Annotated in this window: 7 protein-coding genes; 2 read left to right on the forward strand and 5 right to left on the reverse strand. The window is 46.2% G+C overall.

The genetic code is table 11. The annotated features are described in order from the left end of the window. Positions 1-83: 83 nt before the first annotated feature. The 3 genes from MKY54_RS09235 to MKY54_RS09245 all read right to left on the reverse strand — a co-directional run bounded on the left by MKY54_RS09235 (position 84) and on the right by MKY54_RS09245 (position 9,266). Complete coding sequence (locus tag MKY54_RS09235; protein WP_339172642.1) at positions 84-1,769, reverse strand: hypothetical protein; 1,686 nt, start codon at positions 1,767-1,769, stop codon at positions 84-86. Next, positions 1,766-8,503 (reverse strand): hypothetical protein, encoded by a 6,738-nt coding sequence (locus tag MKY54_RS09240; protein WP_339190270.1) that lies wholly within the window; start codon positions 8,501-8,503, stop codon positions 1,766-1,768. Before MKY54_RS09240 ends, MKY54_RS09235 begins: the two co-directional genes overlap by 4 nt. A gap of 118 nt (positions 8,504-8,621) precedes the next feature. Beyond that, positions 8,622-9,266: a methyltransferase domain-containing protein gene (locus MKY54_RS09245; RefSeq protein ID WP_076126477.1), complete on the reverse strand. Its 645-nt coding sequence runs from the start codon at positions 9,264-9,266 to the stop codon at positions 8,622-8,624. A 200-nt stretch (positions 9,267-9,466) separates the two neighbouring features. On the opposite strand from MKY54_RS09245, the gene MKY54_RS09250 reads away from it, so the two are divergent. Further along, positions 9,467-9,955: a hypothetical protein gene (locus MKY54_RS09250; RefSeq protein WP_036684361.1), complete on the forward strand. Its 489-nt coding sequence runs from the start codon at positions 9,467-9,469 to the stop codon at positions 9,953-9,955. Between the two features lie 1,191 nt (positions 9,956-11,146). Here MKY54_RS09250 and MKY54_RS09255 read toward each other — a convergent pair. Next, on the reverse strand, positions 11,147-11,608 hold the full coding sequence (locus MKY54_RS09255; RefSeq protein ID WP_076124771.1) for a hypothetical protein: 462 nt from the start codon (positions 11,606-11,608) through the stop codon (positions 11,147-11,149). Positions 11,609-11,778: 170 nt separating this feature from the next. On the opposite strand from MKY54_RS09255, the gene MKY54_RS09260 reads away from it, so the two are divergent. Further along, positions 11,779-12,162 carry a DUF423 domain-containing protein gene (locus MKY54_RS09260; RefSeq protein WP_076305977.1) on the forward strand — a complete coding sequence of 128 codons (384 nt, stop codon included), beginning with the start codon at positions 11,779-11,781 and terminating at the stop codon, positions 12,160-12,162. A gap of 77 nt (positions 12,163-12,239) precedes the next feature. Here the strand turns inward: MKY54_RS09260 and MKY54_RS09265 are convergent, their stop codons facing one another. Beyond that, complete coding sequence (locus MKY54_RS09265; protein WP_036684355.1) at positions 12,240-12,767, reverse strand: hypothetical protein; 528 nt, start codon at positions 12,765-12,767, stop codon at positions 12,240-12,242. Positions 12,768-12,846: the final 79 nt, after the last annotated feature.

Raw genomic sequence — 12,846 nt, forward strand, 5'->3', positions numbered from 1 at the left:
ATAGAAAGCAAAGCTTCACTTTGTGGGGATGTTTTGGGGTTGTAACTAAAGTATATTCATGGGGATGAGGGATATGTGATTTCTTATTCACTGATCTCATCTACGGTTAGCACATAGCTGTTAGATTGGCTTTCGCCAGAGTAGTTACGTCCATCCATATTGAAAGAGTATTGAGCATTTACGGAGCCCTTAAGGAAACGACCCATTACCTGTTCACTCACCTGGACAAAATAATGAATGTTAACCATAGATGCAGCATTAACTACCCCCAGCGGCAAGGTGCCGGCAAATGAAGATTGTGGATTCGGAACTCCATCAATCACAATGCTGTTGGGATCAAGAAAACATTTTTCCGGGGTTAGCCGATTCAGAGATATTTCCGCAGGCCAATTTCCGCTATTGGTTAGTGAGATCCAGCATTGAACTCGCTCTCCTGCTTCTACGATAGTTGGTTTTGCATGGACTACGAGTGAAATGACAGGTGTGACTACTAGGGTGGTAACTGTATTGGAACGAGAGGTTTGTCGTACGGTCCGTCCGTCTGGAAGCACAAAGGTATACTGAACACTACCATGGTTTTGTACGGCTGCGATTTCATGAATGTTAATGGCTGCAGGTATACTCACTTGAAAAACTACAACTGCTGTAGTTCCGCCTCTTAAAGTACCTAACTGAATGCCTTCCGCTGGTCGTGCGCCTTTCTGCAACACACCATTTAAGAGAACACTATCCCATACGAAAAGAGTACCTGAAGGTATGGCATCTGTTAGGACTGCATTTACAGCCAGATTCCCGTTGTTCGTTACCGTAAGCTCATATCTCAAATTATCGCCCGGAGCTGCTGTAACATGATCTACTTTTTTGCTAATGGTGACCCCCGCTTGGACAAGTGAGACGACCGCAGTGTTACTTTCGGTCGTAATTGTATGCTCATCGACTGTATAGGTGACAACCGCGCTGTTGGTTAAGGCCAAAGAGGGAGAAAACTCTGTTACTCGGACACGAAAAGTAATATCAACGCTTAGGTCTGTGTCCAGCGAACCGAGTAATATCCCCTGCGCCGGGTCCGATTCTGGGTAATAAATCCCACCTGCAATGACACTCCCCGGTATAAACACCGCCCCGTCCGGAATAGAAATTATTGCGTTGATTTGAGTTAAAAGGCTGTTGCCTTCATTTGTAAGCCGCAAGGTGTAAGTGACTACATCCCCTATAAAAGAAGTCGGAGTACTTGCAGACAAAGAGGTCGAGAGCTGGTAGGAGCGTAAAGAAACCTGTACGGAATTTGAAAATAGATCTCCTTTAACGATTCTTCCCTCCGGTGTGGAAAAAGAAAAACGGCCCAGCGCTTTATTTTGCAGCACTAGGGAAGACGGCAGGGAAATGATGACGACTTGAAAGGCGATGCTCACTTGACTCTGCGGTGCAATAGAACCAAGGGGGATGCCTGAAGACGGTGTAGCCCCCGGAAGAGGCACACCGTCTCTGAGCACACTGTTGGAAATAAAGGATACACCTTCTGGAAGAATGTCAAACACCGTCAAAAAAGCATCTGTATTTCCATTATTACTGGCTTTAAAGGTATACACCAAAGTGTCGCCTAAAGAGGCGTGGAGTTTATCTGTACTCTTCAGCAATGAAAGCACGGGGCCCACGACCGGGGTGTTAACGGTATTGGAATAGACAATTCCGTCAACACCCGCTGCCGAGTTGAAGAGTACCATGGACTGATTGGTTACGACAGGTTGGGTACGTGAGCCGGGAATCATAACGCTACTACCTGAACCTGGAAGGTAATGGTTGAAGAAGCACCTGCAGCAATTGTACCAATTGCGATTCCCGAAGCCGGACTGCCACTAGGACGTGGGGCTCCATCTACGGTAATGCTTCCCGTTACGAACTGGCTGCCAGCTGGAATAGGGTCAACCATGATGACATTATTAACTGGTGAAATCCCTAAGTTGGTGACAACAATCGTATAGGTGATGATATCGCCCACAACCGCATCAATAGAAGTAGTGCTCTTAACCACACTTACGTCTGGTGAAGATACAGGGATAATTAGGACGTTTGAGACAGAGGATCCCGTGAGTGAACGTCCATCTGGTGGTGTGAATGTGAAATTTGCTGTAGCTTGATTGACTAACTGTTGTGGCGAAGGGAGGGAAGCAATAGTAACCTGCAACGTAATGGTTACTGTTACTGTACTTCCCGGAGCTACCGACCCAATACTTAAGCCAGTAGCCGGATCTGATCCTGGTTGTGGTACCCCATTCACGAGCACGCTGTTTGGAACAAAGACAGCTCCGTTCGGAATGGTATCGGTAATAACTACATTTGCTATGAGGTTACCAGTATTCGTCACATTTAAGGAGTAAGTAATCGTATCTCCGACAGTTGCGGCGGTTCTGTCCGCCCCTTTGACAACTACAATGATAGGTTGATATACCGGAATAACAAGTGTATTTGAGAATGAAGATCCTGAGAATGCGCCGGAGGTGAAACTGACGGAAGCTTGATTACTAAGTGTTGCAGGATTAGGCAGCACATTGACAATCGTGTTGAACGAGACTTGAAAAGATGCTCCCGGTGCAAGTGTACCGAGCGAGATCCCGTTCGCTGGGTTGGCGCTAGGGCGTGGAGTGCCATCTACGGTCACACTGCCAGCGACAAAGCTAGAGCCTGCAGGTATTGGATCACTGAGGTTAACGTTACTGATATTTGCTATTCCGCTGTTGGTAACAGTGAAGTTATAAGTGATGGTATCCCCAACAACGGCATCGGTAGCTGTCGAAGATTTAGTGACGATAACGTTCGGTGAGGATACTGAGATTGTTGTTGTATTGGAATTGATCGAATTGTTAAATGTCCGTCCATCTGGAAGTGTGTATGCAAACGCGACGGAAGCTTGATTGAGCAGCTGTTGGCTTGCCGGCAATGTTGTGATAAGCACTGAGAACATTACAGATAGGCTTCCATTCGCGGAGATTACCCCCAGTGGGATCCCGGCAGCTGGGTCTGCTCCTGGAGCAGGAGCGCCTTGAATGAGTACACTATTTGGAATAAACGTTGTACCCGCTGGAATGGTATCACTCAGGGTTGCTAAAGCTCCGTAGTTACCTGTGTTGGTCACATTTATAGTATAAGTAATCGTATCCCCAACGGTAGCATTGACTGAATTAGAGCTTTTTGCTGCTGCAAGAATAGGCAGATAGACAGGCGTCGTGACGATATTTGAGAAGGCTACATTTGAGACAACACCTGAGGTGAAGCTGACTGTTGACTGATTATTTAACAATCCGGTAGGCGGCAGTGAAACTACATTTACGGTAAAAGCAACAGTTACGGTTACACCAGGTGCTATGCTGCCTAGGGTTACTCCAGTAGCTGGGCTGACTCCTGTACGAGGCACACCGTCCACAAGCACGCTGCCTGTCACAAAGGTGGTACCGGCAGGAAGGGCGTCTGTGAAGACCACATTATTTACAGTGGCAATCCCGTTATTAGTTAAAGCTATGGAATAAGTGATCGTGTCACCGACTGTAGTTGATGTTGTGGTTGTAGTTTTAACTACAGCAATATTAGGTGAGGAGACCGGAATAGTGACGGTGTTAGAGAGTGCAGACCCATTAAGTGTACGTCCGTCGGGTAAGGTGAAGCTATATGCTGCGGTTCCTTGATTGACCAGTTGCTGAGGACTAGGCAATGAAGTGATGTCAACCGTGAAAATGACTACGGTCGTTCCTCCAGGCTGTATTAATCCAGCTGCAATTCCGGTGGAAGGATCCGCTTGCGCTAAAGGGAGGCCGTTGATGAGCACACTATTCGGAACGAAAGTCGTACCTGCGGGAATATTATCCGTCAGTATTAAATTAGCAGCATAGTTTCCTGTGTTACTCACTGTCAGTGTGTAGCTAACGGAATCGCCAACCGTGGCATTGGCTGTACTAGCACTCTTGACTACGGCAATGTTCGGCTGGAACACAGGGACTGTAACGGTATTAGAAAAAGTGGAGCTTGAAATAACGCCTGAAGTGAAGGTAACGGATGCCTGATTGATGAGTGAAGCTGTAGGAGGGACGGAGGTAACAGTAACACTGTAAGTAACCAGCGCTGATGCACCAGCTGCTAGAGTGCCGATAGATATCCCCGAAGCGGGGTTCGAATTCGGGAATGGGACTCCGTTGACAGACACGCTGCCTGTTACAAAAGTACTTCCTACCGGTGTAGGATCATTGAGCAAGACGCTAGTAACAGATTCTATACCATTATTAGTTATATTGACGGTGTATGTGACTGTTTCACCAACAGCAACTGATGTTGAAGTAGTGCTCTTGGTAGCGACAATGTTAGGAGCAGAGACTTGCAGTGTGACAGTGTTAGACACAGCAGTCCCAGATAACGGTCTACCGTCAGGCGGAGTAAAGGTAAAGCTTGCAGAAGCCTGATTACTAATCTGCTGCGGTGTTGGCAGGGAGATGATATCAACGGTAAAGCTGACTGCAATACTGGCACCAGGAGCCACATTTCCTACAGCTATCCCTGTATCTGGGGCTGAGCCGGGTTGAGGCATACCACCTACAATGACACTATTAGGAACAAAAACTGTACCTGCTGGAATGTTATCAGTTAGCGTAAGATTTGCAGCCAGATTACCTGTGTTGCTAACAATCACTGTGTAGATGACAGAATCACCGACGACTAAAGCATCGAAATCGCCGTCTCCATCAGCGGCACTTTTTACTAAGGAGATTTGGGGCTGAATAACTGGTGTAGTTGTGATATTAGATGAAGAAGAACCGGAGAATACACCGGATGTAAAACTGACAGATGACTGATTGTTAATCTGTGATGGTATCGGCATCGTTATCCTCACCTCGAATGTTACGGTAGCTGTGGCGCCAGGGCTCAAACTACCGATTGGAATGCCGGCGAACGGAACTGCTAGCGGCAGGGGAGTGCCACTTACAATTACGGTTCCGGGAATAAAAGCGACATTCTCAGGCAGAGGATCACTGAGAATGATATTGCTTACTGTTGCAATACTATTGTTGGTCAATACAGAGGTAAAGGTAAGGATATCACCAGTAACAGCAGTAGCAGCGTTTACGCTTTTTACAACACTGACGTTAGGGGCAGATACTGGGACAGAGAGCGTATTGGACACTACATTTCCTCCGAGCTGACGCCCGTCTGGAAGAGTAAAGCTATATGTCGCTGAAGCAGAGTTTAGCAATACTTGTGATGGAGGTAGGGCTGTGATTGTGACCAGAAAACTTACGGTGACACTATCACCAGGAGCGAGCGGTCCAACTGGAATGCCAGTTGCCGGATTATATCCGGGCAAAGGTGTTCCTCCAATAATGACACTATTCGTGTCAAACACGGCTTGGGGTGGCAGGATATCAGTTACTAATAGAGTAGCTGCAATATTCCCGGTGTTGCTGATCAGGATGGAGTATGAGAGAGATCCCCCTACAGATGCCTGTGCTGCATTGGCGCTTTTGACCATATTAAGGATGGGCTGAAATACAGGTGTTACTATCGTGTTTGAGAGCGAAGAACCGGTGAACGCCCCAGAGGTGAAGGAGGCACTGGCTCTGTTTGTAAACTGTGCTGGACTTGGCAAGGAAGCAACATTCACTCTAAAAGACACCGTGACAGAGCTGCCCGCGGCGATACTTCCGATTGCTATCCCTGTACTTGGGTTAGCCGCTGCAACCGTCGAACCGTTGACAGTCACACTGCCTGCTACAAAAGCTCCCCCCGTAGGAATAGGGTCAGAGACAACAACATTAGTGACAGTGACGCTGCTTGGGTTGGACACTATGACTGAATAAGTAAGATTTTCTCCAACCGCTACATTAGTTAGATTTGCAGTTTTGGTTAGTGTAATGTTTGGAGCGGAGACCGGAATGGTTAGGGTATTGGATAGACTGGTCCCGGAGAATGATCTTCCACTTGGCAGTTGGTAGGTGTAATTGCTACTGCCTTGATTATTCAGAACAGGTGGAGCAGGCAGAGATTGTACAGAGACAAGAAAGGTCACAGGAACAGCTGCCCCTGAAGCTAAAGTGCCTAAGTTAATTCCTGTAAGTGGAGAGTCAGCAGGTCTAGCAACACCGTTAACAGTTACACTTCCCGAGACAAAGGCGCTTCCTGAAGGAATATTGTCGCTCAGGGTTACAGCCGCCCCGATATTTCCAGAATTCTGAACATTTAACGTATAAAGAATATTGCTCCCTACAGTTGCACTGGATACGTTCGAGCTTTTTGCAATTTGGATTACAGGCTGATACACGGGAGTTGTAGTCGTGTTTGAGACTGAAATGCCAGTAAAAGCACCCGAGCTAAAAGAGGCACTAGATTTATTCAATAGCTGAGCGGGATTTGGTAATGAGATAACGTTGACTTGAAAAGTGACGGCGACGGAGCTTCCGGGAGCGATGGTACCGACAGCAATCCCTGTTCCAGGATTAGCTGAGGGTTGTGATACACCGGCGACGGTGACACTTCCGGGAACCAGCGATGTACCCGCAGGTATGGTATCTGAGAGTGAAACGTTGGTAACTGCTGCAATTCCGTTGTTACTGATTACTGAGGTGTAGAGCAGTATATCTCCGACAGTTACGTCGGTGAATCCAGCGCTTTTGACTACGGTAACATTGGGTGTTGTAACGGGAATAGACAAAGTGTTGGACGAGGCCGAACCAGCTACCGTTCGCCCATCTGGAACTTGAAACGTATAAGCGGCGCTTGCTTGGTCAACCAACTGCGGCGGTGAGGGAAGACTATTCACGATGACCCGAAATTGAACAGTAGAACTGCCACCGGCGGCAACCGTACCGATAGCAATCCCTGTGGCAGGGTTACCAGCGACAGGATTTCCATTGACGGTGAAGCTGCCTGCGACATAAGAGCTGCCTGAAGGAATATTATCCGTAAGTGTTGTTACCGCGCCGATATTTCCTGTGTTCGTGATTTGAAGAGTATAGGTAATTTGATCTCCAACCGTAGCATTGGTGGTATTGGCTGATTTCACAATGTTAAGGACGGGTGAATATACAGGTAAGGTTACTGTATTAGATGGAATGACCCCCGTCATGATAGGGCCTCCGGCTACACTTTGAAACGTAAAGGCAGCGTTGGCAGTATTTGCGATATTTTGTGGACTTGGCGGCAATGAAGTGACTTTGGCTTGATATGTAACCGTTATTGAACTGCTTAAAGCTAATGAGCCTAATGGGATTCCTGCTGTAATATCAAAAGTAGGCCTTACGACGCCAGCAACGACTACGCTTCCAGTTACAAAAGTGGATCCTGCCGGCAGCGCATCTGATAAAACGACACTTGCTGCTCCCGCTGTTCCTGTATTACTGACAGTCACCGTATAAGTTACCGTATCACCGACTATGGGGCCGGCTACATTAGCGCTTTTAGTGAGGTTTATTTTAGGAGCATTGATATCAACCTGTATGGCATTACCGTTGAGTACATAAGCATCGCCTGAGGTGGTTAATTGTAATACGGCTGAAGATTGATTGTTTATCAGCCGTGCGGAGACGTCAACATTGGTAATGTCCCAGCCTTGACGGCCACCGATAATGTTGGTCCCTGGGTTTCCGTTTATTTGATTGCGGTTTCCAAAGGTACCTGTTGTGTTTAGATTACCTGCATCATTGTTAATCTGTGACGCAAAAAAGTTGTTGGCAAAGTTATTAGGTCCCGATAAAGCAACAAGTGTAGCTGAGGTTGGACCAAATAACGCTTGATCCCCCGAACGGTTGGCATCCCCCTCCTGTGCGCTGAATAACGCTCTGCCGCCAAGCGCACCTGTAATTGGTGTTGCGAAGCCTGTGATCGTAGTTGAAACTGGGGCTGAGTTTGCCTGTACAAGTATTGCACCTGCCCGTAGGGACATATTGCGAAAAGGTAAGGCTGTATTTTGGTAGATTACGCCTAATGTCCAGCCAGCATGGTTGGCCGTGGAATCACTAGGGATAACAATCGTACCCACTACACCGCCAGTGGTGTAGGTGCCGGCGCCGCCTTGTTGGATAATGCTGGTCACGTTGGCGGAACGAACATATGCTGATGCACCACCTCCCAAATCGACTACGTTGCTCGTTGCTGAATCGGGAGTAACGCTGAATGTAGTGCCAGCAGGAGTTATGAAGGAGACAGGGTTGTTAATGGCCGAACTGAGGTTAACGGTTCCGTTAATATAGGTACCGCCCCATATCAGTTCTGCATACAGCACTGTGCTGCCAGATGGTAGGACTAGTATGGCTGCTGAACTGTTGCTTGTATAAAGACTAGTAGTTCCGCTAGGATAGGAACCAAATGTCGATGAAGTATTAACAGTAGTAAAGCCACCGATGCTGTCTAATGTCCCTGGCACTCCGATCGTATCGGAGCGGCTAAGTCCAAGCGTGTTGCCGGTAAATGTGATAGCACCGGTCGCATTGATCGTTGCCCGTACGACTAGTGGAATGATTCTCACCTCCTTCGAGGTTGATTTTGGCCAAAAGTGAACCGTCCTATAGTTAGGACGGCACAGTTAATACCTGTATGTTAGCCTATGATACAAAATGGGTATTAGTGTATGTCCCATCTTAAAATTATAGAAAAAAATGTCTGTTTTGTGATTTAAGTCTTCGTTCGACAAGAACATGAGGTTCAGGATAATGACTTCTGCTCATCAGCTCCAGCTCCTGATCAGTGATATTGTGCTTGACTACGACAAAATGGTACATGATTTCATGCACTACATTTGCTTGAAGGGTCTTTAGTATTTCTAGTTCTTCAGTTTCGTAAAGCGGATCTTCATAAGGGTGTTGATAGAATAACTCCATCCGCAGCAACCGATAATCGAAGGGTGGTGCGGGTACAGGGTAGTCTGGAATAGCTGGGCATACTGGACCGGATGGGGGTTGGAAGAAGGATCCCGTAAAATGCCGGGGGGTATATTCGTCAAACTTCTGCTTAAAGGAAGGATTGGACATATGGGCAAAGCTGTGGGCATAGGGTGCTAGAATGCAAACAACTGCTTTATGGATGCTAATTCTGTGAATTTCCGCCATGGCTGCGAATAAATTGTCCACATAAGGCAGGACACGGCTAGCCATAACAAATTCAGCACTATTGTCAGGGAGAGGAATCTCTTGGCAAATATCACAGACAATATCTACAACAGGACCCGCGATCCGATCGATCCCGAGATAACCTGCTTCCTTATTAGATCCACAGCCGATATCGATTTTCAAGGGGCTCACTCCTTTGGGATAAATCAGGCTCACACTATTGTATTAATAACGCTGTAGCCTGCATCCGACGGATGCCTAATAGAGGCTGGAAGTTATCTAAAATTACTTCATATGAAACTTTCATAGAGTGGTTAACGTTATAAGAGTATACTTATGAAAATGACTTTGAAAATAATCGCCACATAGAGGAGGCACTCAACATGAAAAAACAACGTTCATTACCCGCCATAGCAGCGATTGCTGCCTTAACATTTGCCTTAACCGCTTGCGGTGGGAATAATTCGGCACAGACTTCAGGAGAACCGACTGCAACACCTTCTCCAACACCAACCGAGAGCGCAAGCACTGCTGAGCCTACTGAAGCTCCAAGCACTCCCGTACCCACTGAGAACCCAAGTACAGCCACACCAACCGAAAATCCGAGCACAGCTAAACCTAGTTCTACTCCAAAAGCAGAAGGTAAAACAATAAAAATGACGGCCGTTTATATCGGACAAATAGATAGTCATTCCGTTGAGATTGCGACAAAAGAAGGCCCAACCGCTTTTGAGATTTCAGCTGGAATGGAGAGTATACTTGATACTTTGAATTCAGATGATTCCGTAGTTATTGAATACGTGGAAAAAGCAGTGGAGGGCGATCCGTCCGTCAAGCAACGTGTGCTAACAAAGCTGGCTCTAGCAAAATAATTGAAGGTATTGATTTGTAAATAGAGGGTGTCTCAGCAATCATATAGTGGTTGCTGGGACACCCTCGTATTTTTTAAGCATAGTTCTTGCTCAAAACACTAAACTTTGTTTGATCGATCACAGTCCGCATACCTAGCTGCATCATTATGGATCTAGCAGCACCACTATGGATCTAGCAGCCCCACTATTGGATCTAGCAGCACACTAACGGATCTAGCAGCACCACTATGGATCTAGCAGCACCACTATGGATCTAGCAGCCCCACTAACGGATCTAGTAGCCCCACTATGGATCTAGCAGCCCCACTATTGGATCTAGCAGCACCACTATGGATCTAGTAGCCCCACTAACGGATCTAGTAACCCCTATATTGGACTCAGCATTATCGGACCCAGCAGCCCTAAAACGCAGCTTTTCCCCACATTTGGTTCGCTATCGGACCCCATCGCAGCTATTGCCATAAAAAACGCCCAATAGGATCCTTTTTCGATGCAATAGCGTCACTGGGGTCCGAAACTGTGCTCCAAAGGGCGAAAATCCGTAAATAACGTCATCTGAGTCCGTGAGCCGCGGATGAGGGATAGAATCCAGCATTATCGGAATTATCATCATCGGAATTAGTATCATCGCAATCATTATTATCGGACCCAGCAGCCCTAAAACGCAGCTTTTCCCCACATTTGATTCGCTATCGGACCCCATAGCAGCTATTGCCATAAAAACCGCCCAATAGGATCCTTTTTCGATGCAATAGCGTCACTGGGGTCCGAAACTGTGCTCCAAAGGCGAAAAAAACGTAAATAACGTCATCTGAGTCCGCAAGCCGCGGATGAGGGATAGGATCCAGCATTATCGGAATTATCATCATCGGAATCAGTATTATCGGACCCAGCAGCTCTTAAACGCAGCTTTTATTCACATTTGATTCGCTATCGGACCCCATAGCAGCTATTGCCATAAAAATCGCTCAATATGATCCTTTTTCGATGCAATAGCGTCACTGGGGTCCGAAACTATGCTCCAAAGGGCGAAAATCCGTAAATAACGTCATCTGAGTCCGTGAGCCGCGGATGAAGATGAGGACTCCCCAATGCAGATTTTGGATTCATACATAAATAAAGGTATCCTCACAACCCGCTCAAAGTTGTTGGGATACCCTTTTTAATGAAGTTAGCATGTTTAAAAGAAGCTTAAAGCGTTCCAGCATTGACTAGGAAGGTTGTAATAAGCAGCATAAAGAGTAAGATAATAACACCATTGACTATTGTGCCAATAATGCCAAACACCTTGCGGCGTTTCCGAATGGAAAGCCCAATGATGCCGATGACTACACCGATTACATTAAGAGCAGCCAGAATAATAACCGTTAATCCTAGAAGCATTATGAATTGCGAGGACTGGCTTAATAGTTCGGAATTCTCATTAACCAATGAAGAAGACTTCATTATAATAGAGATAAAGATGGCTGCATATCCGATGATCGACACGAGACAGATAATGAACGAAGCAATACCAGGTCCAGAATGTTGAAGATCATGTTCTACTTTTTGATGCGTAGATGATAAATCAGCGCTTGGGTAATCCGGATGAGGGTTGGGATTTCCCACCTCTGCCGCAGGTACGTCTGATTTTGACAGAGAATTTAAGTCCATGGTTTGCACTCCTTGAGAGATTAGAATGAAAATGTTGTTAATATCCACTTTTTCATATTGATGCTAAAAAAGCAACCCCTGAATGAGGCAAAATAAAAAATGACTGCTGGAAATAGGAACTGGCATTACGTTATGATAGAATGAGTCTAAAATTAAGGGGGTGTAATCATTTGCAACGGAAATTTATGGCCTGGGGGGCTGTGCTAGCAATGCTGGCAGTAGGAATTGGTGCTTTCGGTGCCCATCTACTAAAACCAGTGATCAGTGAAGACTATATGAAGGTATATGAGACTGGTGTGCAGTATCACTTGGTACATGCGCTGGGGGTAATTCTCATCGCACTGGCTGTGGGCCAATGGGGCGAAAGTGCCCGATTACGTTGGGCGGGCCGATTGTTAATTGCAGGTACCATTTTGTTCTCTGGCAGTTTGTATGTTCTGAGTATCTCCGGAATTAAGGTGCTAGGAGCGATTACACCTATCGGTGGGGTATGCTTTATAATTGGCTGGTTATGCCTTGCGATAGAGGGATTTTCACGTAAAAAGTCGTCTTAGTTGTTAAAAAAAAGAAAGACCAATAAGCACCTGTTCCCCAAAGAGGGAGGGTGCTTATTGGCTTGTAACGCATGCGCTTACAGAAACTCGTCGATTTCATTTAGATTAAAGCTGTACACCTGCTTCTCATCCACATGGTAGACACTTATAGAGTTGGCTGCTTCATCAAAGTTTAAAATACGACAGGGCATGGACACTTGTTTCCCGTACCGGTTCGCTCGTAAACGTACCAATTGATTATTCTGAATATACTGACGAATCTTCCCGTATGCATCAGCTGGCGTCTCAATGGCCGTTTGCTGTGCAGGCGTTTCTGCCTGTTTTTTTATCGGTGTATCCAGCTGCTTCTTCGTAGATTTTGGAGGCAGCTTTAATGAAATGGGAGGAGCAGAGTTTTGATTCAAAGCTAGTTTAGCGGAGCGTAGCAAGCTGTCAATGGTTCTCCCTAATTCAAGACCGGAGTTAATGTTGAAATCTGTGATATGGTCATTATTGTTCAACATTTCGAGCAGAAATTGCAGTGCAAGCGGGTTGGTACGGGCATTAATCAGGATGTCGACGTTAAATAAATAATTGCCGTCTGTGCGTTGTAGTTTCTCGTCCATAAATCCCCCAGCTTTTCGTTTAGAACATCTCTGAATGGTTACAGGAATGTAATTAACTATAACATTAAACATGCAATAT

This window comes from Paenibacillus sp. FSL P2-0121, assembly GCF_037975345.1.
In the GTDB taxonomy this organism is placed as follows: domain Bacteria; phylum Bacillota; class Bacilli; order Paenibacillales; family Paenibacillaceae; genus Paenibacillus_AQ; species Paenibacillus_AQ odorifer.

Coding starts and splice junctions, on each gene's coding strand:
- MKY54_RS09250 (WP_036684361.1), top strand. CDS start 9,467: ATGAAAAAACAACGTTCATTACCCGCCATAGCAGCGATTGCTGCCTTA.
- MKY54_RS09255 (WP_076124771.1), bottom strand. CDS start 11,608: ATGGACTTAAATTCTCTGTCAAAATCAGACGTACCTGCGGCAGAGGTG.
- MKY54_RS09265 (WP_036684355.1), bottom strand. CDS start 12,767: ATGGACGAGAAACTACAACGCACAGACGGCAATTATTTATTTAACGTC.
- MKY54_RS09235 (WP_339172642.1), bottom strand. CDS start 1,769: ATGATTCCCGGCTCACGTACCCAACCTGTCGTAACCAATCAGTCCATG.